The organism is Pseudomonas sp. GD03944 (assembly GCF_029839275.1).
Lineage (GTDB): Bacteria > Pseudomonadota > Gammaproteobacteria > Pseudomonadales > Pseudomonadaceae > Aquipseudomonas.
Map to the genome: position 1 here is coordinate 217,203 of NZ_JAOCAH010000007.1, position 17,974 is coordinate 235,176.

At 65.6% G+C, this 17,974-nt stretch carries 14 protein-coding genes; 8 read left to right on the top strand and 6 right to left on the bottom strand.

The genetic code is table 11. The features are described from left to right. Positions 1-87 precede the first annotated feature (87 nt). The 3 genes from alr (at position 88) to N5C28_RS13445 (ending at position 2,402) form a co-directional block, all read left to right on the top strand. Positions 88-1,161: an alanine racemase gene (gene alr, locus N5C28_RS13435; protein ID WP_279823065.1), complete on the top strand. Its 1,074-nt coding sequence runs from the start codon at positions 88-90 to the stop codon at positions 1,159-1,161. 103 nt (positions 1,162-1,264) lie between these two features. Next, a complete protein-coding gene (locus N5C28_RS13440; protein WP_279822963.1) occupies positions 1,265-1,813 on the top strand; it encodes a cupin domain-containing protein in 549 nt (182 codons plus the stop codon). Positions 1,814-1,979: 166 nt separating this feature from the next. Further along, positions 1,980-2,402 carry a c-type cytochrome gene (locus N5C28_RS13445; RefSeq protein WP_279822965.1) on the top strand — a complete coding sequence of 141 codons (423 nt, stop codon included), beginning with the start codon at positions 1,980-1,982 and terminating at the stop codon, positions 2,400-2,402. 212 nt (positions 2,403-2,614) lie between these two features. Here N5C28_RS13445 and N5C28_RS13450 read toward each other — a convergent pair whose 3' ends face one another. Further along, positions 2,615-2,926, bottom strand: a complete 312-nt coding sequence (locus N5C28_RS13450; protein ID WP_279822968.1) for a DUF3077 domain-containing protein — start codon at positions 2,924-2,926, stop codon at positions 2,615-2,617. A 493-nt stretch (positions 2,927-3,419) separates the two neighbouring features. Between N5C28_RS13450 and N5C28_RS13455 the strand changes: the two genes are divergently transcribed. Next, on the top strand, positions 3,420-5,552 hold the full coding sequence (locus N5C28_RS13455) for an acetyl-CoA hydrolase/transferase C-terminal domain-containing protein (protein ID WP_279822969.1): 2,133 nt from the start codon (positions 3,420-3,422) through the stop codon (positions 5,550-5,552). 18 nt (positions 5,553-5,570) lie between these two features. Here the strand turns inward: N5C28_RS13455 and N5C28_RS13460 are convergent, their stop codons facing one another. Next, entirely contained in the window at positions 5,571-6,143 is a 573-nt protein-coding gene (locus N5C28_RS13460; protein ID WP_279822970.1) for a xanthine phosphoribosyltransferase, read from the bottom strand. Positions 6,144-6,319: 176 nt separating this feature from the next. On the opposite strand from N5C28_RS13460, the gene N5C28_RS13465 reads away from it, so the two are divergent. After that, a complete protein-coding gene (locus N5C28_RS13465) occupies positions 6,320-6,670 on the top strand; it encodes a thioredoxin family protein (RefSeq protein ID WP_279822971.1) in 351 nt (116 codons plus the stop codon). On the opposite strand, the gene N5C28_RS13470 is transcribed toward N5C28_RS13465, so the two are convergent. Beyond that, positions 6,654-7,136 carry a UPF0158 family protein gene (locus N5C28_RS13470; protein ID WP_279822972.1) on the bottom strand — a complete coding sequence of 161 codons (483 nt, stop codon included), beginning with the start codon at positions 7,134-7,136 and terminating at the stop codon, positions 6,654-6,656. The genes N5C28_RS13465 and N5C28_RS13470 overlap by 17 nt on opposite strands. 67 nt (positions 7,137-7,203) lie before the next feature. Next, positions 7,204-9,213, bottom strand: a complete 2,010-nt coding sequence (rep, locus tag N5C28_RS13475; protein WP_279822975.1) for a DNA helicase Rep — start codon at positions 9,211-9,213, stop codon at positions 7,204-7,206. Between the two features lie 269 nt (positions 9,214-9,482). On the opposite strand from rep, the gene N5C28_RS13480 reads away from it, so the two are divergent. After that, complete coding sequence (locus N5C28_RS13480; RefSeq protein ID WP_279822976.1) at positions 9,483-11,162, top strand: bifunctional diguanylate cyclase/phosphodiesterase; 1,680 nt, start codon at positions 9,483-9,485, stop codon at positions 11,160-11,162. Between the two features lie 12 nt (positions 11,163-11,174). Here the strand turns inward: N5C28_RS13480 and N5C28_RS13485 are convergent, their stop codons facing one another. Next, entirely contained in the window at positions 11,175-12,569 is a 1,395-nt protein-coding gene (locus tag N5C28_RS13485) for a NorM family multidrug efflux MATE transporter (protein ID WP_279822978.1), read from the bottom strand. Positions 12,570-12,708: 139 nt separating this feature from the next. Between N5C28_RS13485 and N5C28_RS13490 the strand changes: the two genes are divergently transcribed. Both N5C28_RS13490 and N5C28_RS13495 read left to right on the top strand, forming a co-directional pair. Continuing rightward, entirely contained in the window at positions 12,709-13,677 is a 969-nt protein-coding gene (locus tag N5C28_RS13490) for a LysR substrate-binding domain-containing protein (RefSeq protein WP_279822981.1), read from the top strand. A gap of 121 nt (positions 13,678-13,798) precedes the next feature. Next, the gene (locus tag N5C28_RS13495; RefSeq protein ID WP_279822984.1) at positions 13,799-15,772 is read left to right on the top strand and encodes a methyl-accepting chemotaxis protein; all 1,974 of its coding nucleotides are present in this window, start codon (positions 13,799-13,801) and stop codon (positions 15,770-15,772) included. Between the two features lie 78 nt (positions 15,773-15,850). Here the strand turns inward: N5C28_RS13495 and betT are convergent, their stop codons facing one another. After that, positions 15,851-17,824: a choline BCCT transporter BetT gene (gene betT, locus N5C28_RS13500; protein WP_279822986.1), complete on the bottom strand. Its 1,974-nt coding sequence runs from the start codon at positions 17,822-17,824 to the stop codon at positions 15,851-15,853. Positions 17,825-17,974: the final 150 nt, after the last annotated feature.

Sequence of the window (17,974 nt, forward strand, 5' to 3'; positions counted from 1 at the left end):
CCGGCCGTTGCGCCGGGCTTTTTTATGCAATGCGGCCTGTCGGTGAGTGATCGACAGGTGATGTCCACGAACGAGAAGCCCACCACCATGCGTCCCGCCCGCGCCCTGATCGATCTGAACGCCCTGCGCCACAACTACCGCCTGGCCCGCGAAGTCTCGGGTGCTCGCGCCCTGGCGGTGGTCAAGGCCGACGCCTACGGGCACGGCGCGGTGCGCTGCGCCCAGGCGCTGGACGGCGAGACGGACGGGTTCGCGGTGGCCTGCATCGAGGAAGCCCTGCAACTGCGCGAGGCGGGCATCCAGGCGCCGATCCTCCTGCTCGAAGGCTTTTTCGAAGCCGACGAACTGGCGCTGATCGAACAGCACCGCCTGTGGTGCGTGGTGCATTCGGCGTGGCAGATCGACGCCATCGAACAGGCGAGCCTGCGCGCGCCCCTGACCCTCTGGCTCAAGCTGGACTCGGGCATGCACCGTGTCGGTTTCCACCCCGACGAATACCAGGCGGCCTACCAGCGTCTGCTGCGCAGCGGCAAGGTGGCCAAGATCGTGTTGATGAGCCATTTCGCCCGGGCGGACGAACTGGACTGCCCGCGCAGCGACGAGCAACTGGCGGTGTTCGAGCAGGCGCGCCAGGGCTTGCTGGCGGAAGTGAGCCTGCGCAATTCGCCAGCGCTGCTGGGCTGGCCGAACGTGCCCAGCGATTGGGTGCGGCCGGGCATCATGCTGTACGGCGCGACGCCCTTCGAACAGGCCCAGGCGCTGGCCGACCAGCTGCAACCGGTCATGACCCTGGAATCTAAGATCATCGGCGTGCGCGAGCTGCCGGCAGGCGAGCCGGTGGGCTACGGTGCCCGCTTCGTCACCGAGCGGCCGACCCGGGTGGGGGTGGTCGCCATGGGCTATGCCGATGGTTATCCGCGCCATGCGCCGACCGGCACGCCGGTGCTGATCGATGGCAAACCGAGTCGGCTGATCGGCCGCGTGTCGATGGACATGCTCACCGTCGACCTCAGCGACCTGCCCCAGGCCGGGCTGGGCAGCCATGTCGAACTGTGGGGCAAACGGGTGCTGGCCAGCGACGTGGCCACCCAGGCGCAGACCATTCCCTACCAGCTGTTCTGCAACCTGCGTCGGGTGCCGCTGCTCTATCCCGGGGACTAAGCCCGCCGCTGGCCAGAATTCTCAACCAGTGTGTTGTAAATACTGAACGCTGTTGCCATGATACGGACACTTTTTCCGTATCTTCCCGAGGGGGACTCCAGCATTGGACGTCGGCGTTCGACTGCAATCCATTCGCAAACTGAAAGGCCTTTCGCAGCGTGAACTCGCCAAGCGGGCAGGCGTCACCAATAGCACCATCTCGATGATCGAGAAGAACAGCGTCAGCCCCTCGATCAGTTCGTTGAAAAAGGTGCTGGCGGGCATCCCGATGTCCCTGGTGGAGTTCTTCTCGCTGGACGTGGCCCAGGACAGCCACACCCAGGTGGTGTACCGGGCGTCCGAACTCACCGATATCCACAGCGGTGAGATCTCCATGAAACTGGTGGGCAAGACCTACCCCAACCGCGCCATCACCTTGCTCGACGAAACCTACCCGGCGGGTTCGGACACCGGCGACGACATGTACACCCATGACGGTGAAGAATCCGGCGTGCTGGTCGAAGGCCGTCTCGAACTGACCGTGGGCGATGAAGTGTTCATCCTCGAACCCGGCGACAGCTACTACTTCGAAAGCAGCAAACCGCACCGTTTCCGCAACCCGTTCGATCAACCGGCCCGGCTGATCAGCGCGACCACGCCAGCGAACTTCTGAGCCATCCGCCGGGTGTATCCTTGCCGGATGCCGCCGAGACGGACCTTTCAAGGCAATAACCCTGCGACAATCTGGGTTGTTTCGGCGGGGCCGGCTTCCCGTTATACTGTCGCCCGCTCGCGAAACCGTGGCCGCGGGCGTGACTAGCCACGATGAGGGTGTATCCGTGAACCTAATTAAGAAAATGCTGGTAGCACCAGCTGCCGTATTGGCTCTGTGGGCAGCGACTGCGCAGGCCACGACCGATGAAGCGATCGCCGAGCGCCTGAAGCCGGTTGGCGACGTGTGCGTGATGGGCGAAGAGTGCAAGGGCGTAGAAACCGTGGCCGCTTCCGCGGGCGGGGGTGCACGCACCGCTGATGACATCATCACCAAACACTGCAGCGCCTGCCACAGCGCCGGTGTTCTGGGTGCACCGAAAATCGGTGACACCGCCGCCTGGAAAGAGCGCGCCGACCACCAGGGCGGCCTCGACGGCATCCTGGCCAAGGCCATCTCCGGCATCAACGCCATGCCGCCGAAAGGCACCTGCGCCGACTGCTCGGATGACGAGCTGCGTGAAGCCATCAAGAAAATGTCCGGCCTGTAAGCCACTCGACATTGCCTTGAAAAAAGCCGCCTTCGGGCGGCTTTTTGCTGTCTGGTGTAATCGCGGCTCATGGTGAATGCCGGCCAAGGGGCGAGGGCGCCGACTATGAAGAGCTTCGCCCCGGGGGCGGGGCTCCTACAAGGCCGTAGCCTGGGTCGAGCGCAGCGACACCCGGGAACGATCCCCCTACGGCGCCGCTCGCTCTGCCGCGCTCAACGCCGCTGCGACGACTCGCCAATCCCTTCCACGCAGGCACGCACCGTGGCCTTGGCCATTCCCACCAGGCTGGCACAGGCATGGCCGACCTGTTCGCGGCGCTGCGCATCGGCGCCATTCAGGTGAAGAGCCAGTTCCTCGGCCACATCCAGCAGGCAATAGGCGCTGTCCAGCGCATCGGCCACCGGCACGCCGGGCTGCACGGCGAACAGCGATTGCCTGTCGGCATTACATGGGTGGAACAGGGTGCTGACAGTTCTGGCGGCGCTGCCGTTGGCGGCAGGGGTGGGGCTGCATGAATCCTTCATGAGTACGACTCCTAGAGTTGAGGGCCGCCACGGCCTGCTGCAAAACAGGATTGGGTGGCGGCTGTACGCAGGTTTGCAGACCGGAACTCTAGGAATCCGGCGCGCACGAATGCGCCCTGCGCACAGCCACCATGAAGCGAAATAGCGGGCACAAAAAAAGCACCTGCTTTCGATACGGTGGCGCCTGTGCGCCTAGAGTTGGTCGGGCTGCAAAACCCGGTCGCTGAATTGGCAGCGACGGGCGAACTGTAGGGGGTTAGAGGTCGCCGTTGCAAGCCGATCGATACGGTATCGGCGTTGGCAGCCAATACCCGCAGCTTCGCCCCAGGGCGGGGCTCCTACAAGGTCGTAGCCTGGGTCGAGCGAAGCGACACCCGGGGTGGTCGCCCGGCACGGTCTCTGGGCGGTTTTGGCTTTTTGTGCGCCCGGGGGAGCAACGCGGCAGCCTTTGTAGTCCAAACCTGCATCGAGCCGATGCGGTAAGGAGAGCCAGATGCCCACGTTGTATTCCATCGAGGACGCCATCGACCACGTGCTGCAGGAAATCGAAGGCCCCATTCACCTGGGCCTTCCCCTCGGGCTGGGCAAGCCCAACCGCTGGGTCAACGCGTTGTATGCACGCATCCGGCAACTGCCCGAGCGCCAGCTCACCATCTACACCGCGTTGTGCCTGGGCCGGCCCCAGGCCACCCAGGGCTTGCAGCAGCGCTTTCTCGATCCCTTCGTGGAACGGGTCTACGGCGATTACCCGGAGCTGGATTTCCTCACCGACCTGCTGCGTAACCAGCTACCCGCCAACGTGCGCGTCGAGCAGTTCTTCCTGCAGCCGGGTAGCCTGCTGGACAACGACCAGGCCCAGCAGGACTACATCAGCAGCAACTACAGCCACGTGGCCCGTGACCTCAACGACAAGGGCATCAACCTGATCGCCCAGCTGGTGGCCCAGGACCCGGAGCAACCCGAGCATTTCAGCCTCAGCTGCAACCCGGACATCAGCCTCGACCTGCTGCCGATGCTGGAGGCACGGCGGGCGGCGGGGGAGACCATCCTCTGCGTGGCCCAGGTGCACGATGCGCTGCCGTTCATGGGTGGCCCGGCCCGGGTGCGGCGTGATCGCTTCGATATCCAGCTGGAGGACACCGAATACAGCACGCTGTTCTGCACCCCGAACATGCCGGTGACCCTACAGGATCACTGCATCGGCCTGCACGCCAGCACCCTGGTGCGCGACGGCGGCACGCTGCAGATCGGCATCGGCGCCATGGGCGACGCGCTGACGGCGGCGCTGCTGGCGCGCCAGGGCGATAACGCCGGTTACCGCGCGCTGCTGGAGGAGCTGCAGGGCGGCCACTGGGCCGCCGAGATCGAGCGCATCGGCGGGCTCGATGGTTTCAGCGAGGGGCTCTACGGCTGCAGCGAGATGTTCGTCAGCGGTCTGCTGGCGCTGGCCGAGGCGGGGGTGCTGCGGCGCCGGGTCTACCCCGAACTGCGGGTGCAGCAGCTGGCGTCCGCCGGCGCGTTCGATAGCGAGGGACGGCTGACCAGCGTTCAGTCCCTGCTCAATGCCGGAGTGCCCGATCACCTGGATGCCAGCACCCTGGCTGGCCTGCAGGCGTCCGGTCTGCTGGCTGACACGTTGCGCCTGGAGGGCGCCCAACTGGTGCTACCCGACGGCCAGCGCCTGTCGGCGGACCTGCGTGACCCTGCGACCCAGGTCGGGCTGCAGGATTTTCTCGGCCGGGCTGGTGATGGCGTGGTGCTGCACGGCGGCTTCTTCCTCGGCCCCGAGGGGTTCTATCAGCGCCTGAGCGAGTTGAGCCGCGAGCAATTGGCGCGCTTCGCCATGACTGGCATTCGCTTCATCAACGAGCTGCACCACGACGAAGCGCTCAAGCGCCTGCAGCGCCGTGACGCGCGCTTCATCAACAGCATTTTCACCGTCACCCTGCTGGGCGCGGCGGTGGCCGACCAGCTGGAAGACGGGCGGGTGCTCAGTGGCGTGGGCGGGCAGTACAACTTCGTCGCCCAGGCCCATGCGCTGGACGACGCCCGCTCGATCCTGCTGCTGCGCAGCTGGCGCGAGGTGGATGGCCACGTCAGCTCGAACATCGTTTGGGACTATGGCCACGTGACCATCCCCCGGCACCTGCGCGACATCGTGGTGACCGAGTACGGCATCGCCGACCTGCGCGGCAAGACCGACGCCCAGGTGATCGAGGCGCTGCTGTCCATCTGCGATTCGCGCTTCCAGGCGCAGCTGATCGAGCGGGCGCAGCAGGCCGGCAAGCTGCCGGGTGATTTCCAGCTCGACCCACGTTTCTGCGACAACCGCCCGGAGCGCCTGCAGGCGTTGGAGCAGAAGCACGGCGCCCTGTTTACCGAGTACCCATTGGGCAGTGATTTCAATCGTGAGGAGCGTGACCTGCTGCGGGCGCTGATCTGGCTCAAGCGCCGCTTCAAGCTCACCGAGATGCTCGAGCTGGGCAAGGCGGCCCTGGAGGCGCCGAAACCCGAGGTGTTCCCGCGGCACCTGGCGCGCATGGGGCTGGAGTCGCCGGACGGGCTGCGCGAGGAGTTGTACCAACGGCTGGTGCTGGCGGGGTTGCAGGCGACTACCCGGGAGTAGCCGCCCTGGGCCGAAGGGTCAGTCGAGGAAGCTGACCTGGCCGTCCTGCAGGGAGCGGATGCGCGCCAGGGACTCGACGCGGTAGCCCTGGGCGTCCAGCTCATTGCGGCCGTTCTGGAACGACTTCTCGATCACCACGCCGATGCCGGCGATGCTGGCACCCGCCTGGCCGATCAGGTCGATCAGGGCCTTGGCGGCATGGCCGTTGGCGAGGAAATCGTCGACCAGCAGCACGTGGTCCTTGGCGGACAGGTGCTTGGCGGAAATGGCCAGGGTGCTTTCGGTCTGCTTGGTGAAGGAATACACCTTGGAGATGTACAGGTTGTCCTTCAGCGTCAGCGACTGGTACTTGCGGGCGAAAATCACCGGCACGCCGAGTTCAAGGCCGGCCATGACCGCCGGGGCGATGCCCGAGGCTTCGATGGTGACGATCTTGGTGATGCCCTGGCCGGCGAAGCGCTGGGCGAACTCGTGGCCGATCTGCTGCATCAGCAGCGGGTCGATCTGGTGATTGAGAAAGGCATCGACCTTGAGCACCTGCTCGGACAGAACGACCCCTTCGCTCAGTATTTTCTGTTTCAACGATTCCACGGTCGCTTCCTCTGGGCTCAAGCGCAAAGCGGGGCATTTTCCCTCAAAATGCAGCGCACTTGTAGTGGAACCGTCGTTCGATCCGATGTAACGCTGCCCGGTACCGCGCTGCAACGGGCACGCTGGGGCGTTCCGGCGGTCAGAGGTGAGACACGATGCCACACAGGAGCCGCGCCATGGGCGACACACCACTGACCCGAACCGAGCTCGATGCGCTGCCCGGGGCGGTGCTGGTCGAGTTTGGGGCCGCTTACTGCGGGCACTGCCAGCGAGCTGCGCCGCTGATTGCCTCGGCGTTGCAGTCGTACGGAGACGGCATTCGTCACATTCGCGTCGAGGACGGTCCGGGCAAACGCCTGGGGCGTTCGTTCCGCGTGAAGCTGTGGCCGACCCTGATTTTCCTGCTCGATGGCTGCGAGGTGGCGCGGCTGGTCCGGCCAACCTCGGCCGGTGAAGTGGTCCAGGCCCTGGGGCTGATCGCGGCCGGCCCGGGCACTGGCAGCGAGGGTGTCACGCGTTCTTGTTGAGGCGGCGCAGGATGTCCTTGGGAATGCCCCGGGTGTCCATGGGCAACCGGTCCGGCGCGGGTTCCAGGCCCAGTTCGTAGAGCCAGTTGAGGACGAATTCGCGCAGCTTGGCGGCTTCGAAGGCCTGCCAGCGTTCACGCAGCGGGGGAAAGTGGTCGAGCTCGTAGTCGAAGGTGCGCAGCGGCTTGCGCCCCGCCAGGGCGGCGCTGAGCAGCGGGTGGGCGACCAGATCGTCGAGGGTGAACAGGAAGGCGTCGCGCAGGGCCACCCGCTCCTCGGTGTCCAGCCAGGGAATCGCCGCGTAGCGTTCGGGTTCGAGCGCCACCTGCTGGCGGATTTCGCTGTCCTGCTCGCCCGGCGGCAGGACCGTCACGCTGCCCGTTTCCAGGTCGAGCACCGCTTCCAGCGGTTCGCGGCTGTTGATCAGGTTGGCCAGCAGGTCGAGATCGAGGCTGAGCGTGCGCATGGTTCCGGACTCCTCATGCAGCCAGGGCGACTACAGCCTGTGACCGCGAAAATCGACGCGGGTGCATTCAACGTTTGAGCATGGCCCGCATGTTGGCCAGGGCGTCGTTGCCGCGGGCGGCCTTGGCCTCTACCGGGGCCTCTTCCAGGCCTTCCCACACCAAGTCCTCCTGGGGCAGCTCATCGAGGAAGCGGCTCGGCGAGCATTCGATGATCTCGCCGTACTGCTTGCGCTTGGCGGCGAAGGTCAGCGCCAGGTTGCGCTTGGCCCGGGTGATGCCCACGTAGGCCAGGCGCCGCTCTTCCTCGATGGTGTCGGCCTCGATGCTGGAGCGGTGGGGGAGGATCTCTTCCTCGAAGCCGATGATGTACACCGACGGGAATTCCAGGCCCTTGGAGGCGTGCATGGTCATCATCTGCACGCCGTCGGCCCCTTCTTCCTCTTCCTGCTGGCGTTCGAGCATGTCGCGCAACACCAGCTTGCCGATGGCGTCCTCGATGGTCATGTCGCCGTCTTCGTCACGCTCCAGGGTGTTCTTCAGCGCGTCGACCAGGAACCACACATTGCCCATGCGCGCGTCGGCCACCTTGTCGTTGGAGGCGTTCTGGCGCAGCCAGTTCTCGTAGTCGATGTCCATCACCATGCTGCGAATGGCGGCGATCGGGTCGTTCTGCGCGCACTGCTGGCGCACGCCATCCATCCAGCGGGTGAAGCGCGACAGGCGCTCGGTGAAGCGGCTGTCGAGGTGCTCGCCCAGGCCGATTTCGCCCGCGGCGGCGTACATGCTGATCTTGCGTTCGGTGGCGTAGTTGCCGAGCTTTTCCAGGGTGGTCGAGCCGATTTCCCGGCGCGGCACGTTGATCACCCGGAGGAAGGCGTTGTCGTCGTCCGGGTTCACCAGCAGGCGGAAGTAACTCATCAGGTCCTTCACCTCCTGGCGGGCGAAGAAGCTGGTGCCGCCGGAGAGGCGATAGGGAATCTGGTGGTGCTGGAGCTTGAGCTCCATCAGCTTGGCCTGGTAGTTGCCCCGGTAGAGGATCGCGAAGTCACTGTACGGGCGCTGAGTGCGCAGGTGCTCGGTGAGAATCTCCAGGGCCACGCGCTCACACTCGGCGTCTTCGTTGCGGGTGCGGATCACGCGGATCTCGTCGCCCATGCCCATCTCGCTCCACAGCTGCTTTTCGAAGGCGTGCGGGTTGTTGGCGATCAGCACGTTGGCGCATTTGAGGATGCGGCTGGTGGAGCGGTAGTTCTGCTCCAGCATCACCACCTTGAGCGAGGGGTAGTCTTCCTTGAGCAGGTTGAGGTTCTCCGGCCGCGCACCGCGCCAGGCGTAGATCGACTGGTCGTCGTCGCCGACCACGGTGATCTGGTTGCGCATGCCCACCAGCAGTTTCACCAGCAGGTACTGGCTGGAGTTGGTGTCCTGGTACTCGTCCACCAGCAGGTAGCGGATGCGGTTCTGCCACTTCTCCAGGATGTCCTTGTGCTCCTGGAAGAGTTTGACTGGCAGCAGGATCAGGTCGTTGAAGTCCACCGCGTTGTACGCCTTGAGCGTGCGCTGGTAGTGCAGGTAGACGATGGCAGCGGTCTGCTCCTTCGGCCCGCGGGCATTGGCGAGGGCTTCGTCGGGCAGGATCAGGTCGTTCTTCCAGCTGTCGATGTAGCTTTTGATCTCATCGGCACCGTCGTCGCCGGCGTACTCCTTCTGCATGATGTCGGTGAGCAGCGCCTTGATGTCGCCGTCATCGAAGATCGAGAAACCGGGCTTGTAGCCCAGGCGCGCGTACTCCTTGCGGATGATGTTCATGCCCAGGTTGTGGAAGGTCGAGACGGTCAGGCCGCGGGCCTCGGCGCCCTTGAGCAGCGTGCCGACACGCTCCTTCATCTCGCGCGCCGCCTTGTTGGTGAAGGTCATGGCGACGATGTGCTGGGCACGGATACCGCAGTTCTGCACCAGGTGGGCGATCTTGCGGGTGATTACGCTGGTCTTGCCGGAGCCTGCGCCGGCGAGCACCAAAAGAGGGCCGCCGACGTAGTTCACGGCTTCCTGCTGCCGGGGATTCAGTCGGGACATTGCTACAACACCTGGAAAAGAGGGCGCGCATTTTAGCAGGACCGAGCGGTTGTGCCTCGACTCTCTGGTATTGGCTGACGGCGTGCGTGCGTGCCGCAGGCCGGTTTGGCCGCGGAGTGTGAACCAGTACCCGGTGAACACTTGCCGGTTCGCCATCTTTGGCGCAGGATGCGCGACGATAGCGACCGGATGCACACGATTAGACGCCGATAACGGCGCAGAAACACGGTTTGTCGATCATCTTGTTGTTGGTGGCCTGGGGAGGTTGCTTGTCCACGCTCGTCGAACCCTTGCGGTTGGTGCTGCTGGCGGAAACGTCAGAGTGGCCCGAGCTGTTGCGTGAGCGCTTGAGTGCGCTGGGCAGCCTGTTCCCGCTGATTACCGCGCCGTCCTGGGAGGCAGCCAGTACGCTGTTCGACGGCCAGCGCGACGGCCTGCTGCTGACCACCCCCGCCTGCCAGCCGGCCCAGGGCGCCTGCCCGCTGCCGACCATCCTGCTGCTCGACGAAGAACCCCATGACGCGCCCGCCGATGTCAGCGACTGGCTGGTGCGCGGCAACCTCACCGACGACGTCCTGCGCCGCAGCCTGCGCTACGTGCGCGAGCAGGGCAGCCTGAAGGAAACCCTGCACCGCCTGGCCGAGCAGGATGCACTCACCGGCATCGCCAACCGCCAGGGCTTCCAGACCCTGCTGGCCGCGCGCCTGGCCGAGTGCGAAGGGCGGGGCCTGACGCTGGGCCACCTCGACCTGGACAACTTCCGCCACGCCAACGACGCCCTGGGTTACCAGGCCGGCGACCGGCTGATCCTGCAGGTGGTGGCGCGGCTGAAGGCGCAGTTGCGTTCCGGCGACCAGCTGGCGCGCCTTGGCAGCGACGAATTCGCCCTGCTGATCGACACCCGCCGCGATCCGCGCCGGGTCGAGCGACTGGCCGAGCGCATCACCGAAGCCCTGGCCGAACCCTACTGGATCGATGGCGAAAGCCTGCTGCTCGGCTGCAGCCTGGGTCTGGCCCATGCCCGCCCGGACGTCGCGGCCGACCCGCTGATGTGGCACGCGCACATCGCCATGCAGCAGGCGAAGAACCAGCAGGGCTGCACCTTCCATATCTATGACGAACGCATCAACCGCAGTGCCCGCAGCCAGGCCGACCTGGAGGGCGAGCTGCGCCGCGCCCTGCGCCGGGACGAACTGGAACTGCACTATCAGCCGCGCCTGTGCCTGGAGACCGGGCGCATCGTCGGCCTGGAGGCGCTGGTGCGCTGGCAGCACGCCGAGCGCGGCCTGCTGAACCCCAACGAATTCGTGCCGCTGGCCGAGGAAAGCGGGTTGATCGTGCCGCTCGGCTACTGGGTCATCTCCCGCGCCCTGCGCGACATGCAGTGGTTGCGCGGCCGCGGCCTGCCGCCCCTGCACATGGCGGTGAACCTGTCGTTCCGCCAGTTCCAGGACAGCCAGTTGCTGCCCACCTTGAGCCGCCTGATCGAAGAGCGCGGTGTCGATGCCCAGTGGCTGGAATTCGAGCTGACGGAAACCGCCGTGATGCGCCGCAGCGACCAGGTGCAGCAGACCATGCTGGAGCTGGGGCGGCTCGGGGTGCGTTTCTCCCTGGACGACTTCGGCACCGGTTTTTCCTCATTCGTGCACCTCAACAGCCTGCCGATCACCCTGCTGAAGATCGACAAGAGCTTCGTCGGTGGCATGGGCGAACGCCCGGAGAACCGCCAACTGGTGCGGGCGATGATCAACCTGGCGCACAACCTCAACCTGGAGGTGGTGGCCGAGGGTGTGGAAAACGTCGAGCAACTGGACCTGCTGCGTCAGTTCGGTTGCGACCAGGTGCAGGGCTACCTGATCAGCAGGCCCGTGCCGCTCAATGAGCTGGCGCGTTTCCTGGTGTTCGGCCAGCGCCAGCCGCTGTTCAATGGTGCAGGCGCGCCGTTCTAGCGTTTCTGCTGCCTAGCCGGCAGACGACAGGCGGGTCTGCTCCGCCGGCAACTTGGCCGGCAGCAGGCGCGAGATCTTCCATTCGAAGCCCAGCACCAGGCCGGTCGCGGTCACGGCCAGGCCTGCCGCCAGCCCCCACCAGACGCCGTGCGCGCCCCAGCCCAGCGGGAAGGCGAACAGCCAGGCCAGCGGCGCGCCGACACACCAGTAGCCCGCCAGGCCGATCACCAAGGTGGTCCTGCCATCGTTGAGCCCGCGGATCGCGCCCATGGCGATGCTTTGCAGGCCGTCGAACAACTCGAACCAGGCGGCGATCGCCAGCAGGCTCACGGCCAGGGTGACGATCTCGGCGAAGGCCGGGTCATGGCGGTCGAGGAACAGGCCGATGATCCATTCCGGCAGCAGCCAGAACAGCAGGGCGAACAACAGCATCAGCGCCGCCCCCAGGGCCATGCCCAGTTGCGCGCTCAGGCGCGACAGGTGCAGGCGTTCAGCGCCGTAATGCAGGCCGACACGGAAGGTCACCGCGTAGGACAACCCCTGCGGCACGATGAAGGCCAGGGCCACGGTCTGCATGGCGATCTGGTGGGCCGCCAATTGCACGCTGCCCAGCGCACCCATGCACAGGGTGGCGAAGGTGAACAGGCCCTGTTCAGCTGCGTAGGTGCCACCGATGGGCAGGCCCAGGCGCAGCAGCGCGCCCATCTCCGCGCGTTGCGGCCGGCCCAGGCCGGCGCGCGGGGCGTAGGGGCGGTAGGTGGGCGCGAGCAGGATATACAGCGCCAATGCCAGGGCCATGCCGGTGCTGACCAGCGCGGTGGTCATGCCGATGCCTCCCAGGCCCAGGCTCGGCAGGCCGAACCAGCCCTTGATCAGCGCGTAATTGATGACGAAGTTGGCGATGGTGCCGACGATGCTGATCGCCATCACCGGGCCGGGGTGGCCGATGGCGCTGGTGAAACCGCGCAGCGCCATGAAACACAGGTAGCCGGGCAGGGCCAGCGACAGCGGGCGGAGAAAATCCATGGCCTGGCTGGCAGCAGCCGGGTCCTGGCCCAGGTGTGGCAACAGGGGGCCGAGGGCATTGAGGCATAGGGCGCTGGCGATACCCAGCAGCAGGGCCAGCCACAGGCCGTTGCGGATCAGGCGCGAGACGCCGGCGGGGTCGCCGGCGCCATGGCGGATCGCAACCAGGCTGCCCACGGCGGCGATCACCCCGGTGCAGAAGATCGAGAAGATGAAATAGCAGGTCGCGCCCAGCGCACCCCCGGCCAGTTGACCAGGGCCGAGCATGGCCATCATCAGCGTGTCGGTGAAAATCATCAGCGCATGCGCCAGTTGCGCGGAGACCAGCGGGCCCGCCAGGCGCAGCAGCGCGCCCAACTCACGACCAGGGGAATTCTTCATGATGAGTCAAACTTCGGCAGGATAAGCATCCCCGGACAGTCGGGGGATGAGAAACTGCCGCTATTCTCTGGTTTGGATCGGCCCTGCACAAAAGGAAAATAGCGATGTCTTGCATGATTAAAACTCATGGATTGAGCCTGTGAACCGCCACCTGCCGCCCCTGTATGCCCTGCGCGCCTTCGAAGCGGCGGCGCGGCATGCCTCCTTTACCCGCGCCGCCGAGGAGCTGGCGATCACCCAGAGCGCGGTGAGTCGCCACGTGCGCACCCTGGAGGAGCACTTCGGCTGTCGCCTGTTCGAGCGCCGCGGTCGCACCTTGCAGTTGAGCGAGTCCGCCCGCCTGCTGTTGCCGGGGCTGCGTGAGGGCTTCGACTCCCTGGAGCGCGCCTGCACCACGCTGCGCGCCGACGACACCACGCTGCGCCTGAAGGCACCGTCGACCCTGACCATGCGCTGGCTGTTGGCGCGCCTGTCGCGCTTTCGCCTGCAGAACAGCGACGTCGAGGTGCAGCTGACCAGTGCCTGGATGGACGTGGACGTAGTGGATTTCCAGCGCGAGCCGTTCGATTGCGCGGTGCTGCTGAGCGAGGGGGGCTTCGGCGACAGCTGGGACAGCGAGAAGCTCTTCGATGAATGGCTGATCCCGGTCTGCGCCCCGGAGGCGGCCCGCGATGGGGCCTGGGACCTGGCGCGGTTGCAGGGCGCCGAGCTGCTGCACCCGACCCCGGATCGCCGCGACTGGCGGCGCTGGTTGCAAGCCATGGGGCTGATGGAGCAGGTGCCGCTCAAGGGCGGCCAGGTGTTCGATACCCTGGAGCTGGGCATCGTCGCGGCGGCGCGGGGTTACGGGGTGTCCATCGGCGACCTGGTGATGGTGGCCGAAGACGTAGCCCAGGGGCGGCTCGGATTGCCCTGGCCGACCGCCGTGCTCAGCGGCTCCAGCTACTACCTGGTGTGGCCCAAGGGCCGCCGTGGCCAGGAGCGGGTGCGGCGCCTGCGGGATTTTCTGATGGCGGAGGTGGCGGCGATGAAAACGCCGGATGTGGCGCTGTTTCGGGGCGAAAATGTAACAAAGTTACAAAAAACCGACGAAATGATATCACTTTGACACGCAAGCCATTGACCTAGCGAGTTGCTCAAGTATTCTCCCCGGCCGCCGACAGATTGGTAAGGCCAATCTGGACTTTTTCGGCCTTGTATCTGCCATTTCGTGCCCCCCGGAGAGAGGAATGACAACCCCCCGTTCCCGTATTGCCTGGCAACTGGCGACCGCCCTTGCCCTGGTGCTGGTCGTGCTGATCAGCGTCAGCACGCTGTTCGCCCTGCGCTCGCTGAACCAGGCCAACCTGGTGACCCGCCAGGAGCACCTGGGCAGTGAAGCCCGCCTGCTCGCCGACCAGCTGAGCACCTTCCACAGCAGCCTGCGCGACAGCACCCAGCGCCTGGCCGGTCTGTTCGAGCGCCGCTTCAGCAGCGGCCTGAACGTCAGCAGCGAGCGGGTCTCGGTGGCAGGCGTGCAGGCGCCGGTGCTGTCCCTGGGTTCCGCGGCGCTGAACAATGACTTCGCCGAAGTGGACGAATTCAAGCGCCTGACCGCTGGTGTGGCGACCATCTTCGTGCGTGACGGCGACGATTTCGTTCGTATCAGCACCTCGGTGGAGAAGCCCGACGGCTCCCGTGCCATCGGTACCGTGCTGGACCGCAACGGCCCGGCCTACCCGCGGGTGATCAGCGGCGAAAGCTACGTGGGCCGTGCGTTCCTGTTCGAGCGCTTCTACATGACCCAGTACACGCCGGTGCGCGATTCCAGCGGCCGTGTGTTCGCGGTGCTGTTCGTCGGCTTCGACTACACCGACGCGCAGAACACCCAGTTCGACAACCTGAAACGCTTCCGCATCGGTGAAACCGGCTCCCTCGCCCTGCTCGACGACCAGGGCAAGTGGCTGGTGCCGCCAGCCGGTGCTCGTCAGCCGGAGCAGATCGGCGGCAAGCTGGCCAAGGTGCTCGATGAGCCGGGCCACGGCGCCTTCTGGAGCGACGGTGTCGACGAGTTCTTCAGCGTGGCCATGCCGTTCAGCGGCGGCCCGTGGCAGGTGGTGGCAAGCATGCCGCGCACGGAAATCCAGGCGGTGACCTGGCAAGTGGGCAGCCAGCTGGCGCTCGGCAGCCTGCTGACCCTGCTGCTGGCGGTGGCCGCCGTGATCTGGTTGCTGCGTCGCAAACTGCGCCCACTGGGTGACCTGGTGGCACAGGCACAGGCGCTGGGCGCCGGCGACCTGAGTGCCCGCCTGAACGTGACCAGCCACGACGAGATCGGCGAGCTGGCGCGCAACTTCAACCAGATGGGTGAAGCGCTGTCGACCATGGTCTCGCGCATTCGCAGCGCGGCGCACAACGTCAGCAGCCGCGCCCAGGCGCTGTCCGGCCTGGCCAGCGGCGCCTACGAAGGCATCGAGCAGCAGTCCGGCGAGATCAGCAGCATGGCCGGCGCCGTGGAAGAGTTCAGCGCCACGTCGTTGAACATCGCCGACAACATGCGCAACACCGAACGTCTGGCCAGCGACAACGCCCAGCAGACCCGCATCGGCCGCACCTCCATGGAGGAAGCCTCGAGCGCCCTCGGCCAGATCGCCGACTCGCTCAACGGCACCGCCGATGTAGTCAACACCCTGGGCCAGCGTTCCCAGGAGATCGGTGGCATCGTCAGCGTGATCACCTCGATCGCCGACCAGACCAACCTGCTGGCGCTCAACGCCGCCATCGAGGCCGCCCGTGCCGGTGAGCAGGGTCGTGGTTTCGCCGTGGTCGCCGACGAAGTGCGCAGCCTGGCCGGCCGCACCCGTGAGGCCACCAACGAGATTTCCACCATGATCGCCAGCATCCAGGGCGAGACCAGCAGCGCCATCAGCACCATGGAGCAGGGCAAGGCACTGATGCAGGACGGCCTGCAGCGCAACGCCAAGGTGGCCGCTGCGCTGGAGCAGATCGCCGAGCAGACCAACTCCGCCGGTGAGCAGTTCGCTGCCATCACCACAGCCACCAGCGAGCAGAGCAGCACCGCTACGGTGCTCAGCAGCAACCTGCAGAGTATCGCCCTGGCCAACAGCGAGCAGCGCGAAGTAGTGGCCAACCTGGCCCAGACCGCCCGTGAGCTGGACCAACTGGCTGATGAGCTGCGTCAGGAAGTCGGACGCTTCCAGTAAGACGAAAAAATGGCCACCCGACGGATGTCGGGTGGCCATTGAACGGCGCCGTGCAACGCGGCGCGAGTGGCGACGCGATCAGCGCGTCATGTGCAGGAAGTGCATGTGGCGTTCGTACTGGTCGAGGATGTCACCGATCACTTCCTCGCGGTTCCACCCCATGACGTCGTAGTCCTGACCGCCTTCATCAAGGTGCACCTCGGCGCGGAAGTACTTGCGTTCCTCGCTGGTGTCGTCACGGGTGTCACGCATCACGAAGCTGGGCTGGATCAGCGCCCGCGGGCGCACCTGGTAGTGGAAATCCGCTTCGTCGCCGTGGCTGACGGTGAGGATCACGCGGCCGTCCTCGCCGCTTTCGACCCGTGCCTCGCGGCCCTGCTTGCGCAGTTCCTCGGCCACCTGCTGGCAGGCGGGCATTACCGTGTCGGTGATGAAGCGCGTGACGTGGGCGCGGCGCGGCAGCATGGCGATGCTGCGCAAACGACGCTGCCAGCCGCCCGGGGTGTTGCTGCCGCGGGAGCTGAGCGCCACCTGCTGACGCAGGCCGCGCTTGGCCGCATCCAGCTGCAGGGCACGCAACAGGCCCCACATCGACGCCATCAGCGCCACCACGAAGGGCAGGGCGCTGGCGATGGTGGCGGTCTGCAGGGCTTTCAAGCCGTCGGCCAGCAGCAGCGAGATGGCGACCACGGCGATCAGCGACGTCCAGTAGATCCGCTGCCACACCGGTGTCTGGTCCTTGCCGCCGGAGGCGAGCATGTCCACCACCATGGCGCCGGAATCCGCCGAGGTGACGAAGAACACCACCACCATCAGGATCGCGATCTGCGACAGGATCATCGAGAACGGGAAATGCTCGAGGAAGGCGAACAGGGCCAGGGCGCTGTCCTTGTCCACGGCCTCGGCCAGCTCGGTGACGCCCTCCACGAGGATCATGTGGATCGCCGTGTCGCCGAACACCGTCATCCACAGCAGCGTGAACCCGGCCGGGACCACCAGCACGCCCCGGATGAATTCGCGAATGGTGCGGCCCCGGGAGATGCGGGCGATGAACAGCCCCACGAAAGGCGACCAGGACAGCCACCAACCCCAGTAGAACAGGGTCCAGCCACCGATCCAGTCGGTCGGCTCATACGCGTAGAGGTTGAAGGTCTTGCTGACGATTTCCGAGAGGTAGCTGCCAGTGTTCTGCACGAAGGTCTGGAAGATGAAGACCGTCGGACCCAGTACCAGTACCATCAGCAGCAGGCCCACGGCCAGCAACATGTTCAGCTCGGACAGGCGGCGAATCCCCTTGTCCAGCCCGACGACGACGGAAATCGTCGCCAGCAGCATGGTGAAGATCAGGACAGCGATCTGCACGGTGGTGGTGGTCGGCACGTCGTAGAGGTGGTTGAGGCCCGTGTTGATCTGCAGCACGCCGTAGCCGAGCGAGGTGGCGACGCCGAGTACCGTACCGATCACGGCGAACACATCCACGGCATGGCCGATGGGGCCGTAGATACGGTCCCCGATCAGGGGGTACAACGCCGAGCGCAGGGTCAGCGGCAGGTTATGCCGGTAGCTGAAGTACGCCAGGATCAGCGCCACGATGGCATAGATCGACCACGCGTGCAGGCCCCAGTGGAAGAAGGTCAGCTTCATCGCTTCCCGGGCGGCGGTCACCGTCTGGGGATCGCCCACGGGCGGGGCAATGAAATGCATGACGGGTTCGGCGACGCCGAAGAACATCAGCCCGATCCCCATGCCCGCGCAGAACAGCATGGAGAACCAGGTGGTGTTGTTGTATTCGGGCTCGCTGTGGTCGGGGCCCAGTTTGATGTCGCCATAGCGGCTGACGGCAAGAAAGACGGTGAAAAGCAGGATCAGGGCCACGGCCAGGACGTAGACCCAACTGGCGTTTCCGATAATCCACGCCTGGGTGGCGCCGAACACGGACTGGGCATTGTCCTTGAAGGCCGTGCTGTAGATCACCAGGGCGGCGATCAACAGTGTGGAGCCGAAGAAGACGGGTGGGTTGAGGGTTGAACGGGAAGACAGAGGTGCCTCCATTGAGCTGGCTCTCCTTGGTCTGAGTCGTTCCACTTCGTGCTGATCACAATAAGACTAGGCCATATCGTGGAGCATGAAGGAGCGTGTGGACTCTGGTTTATCGGATGTTCGTCAAGGGCGGTAGGCGCGCAAGTGTACCACTGTTGATAG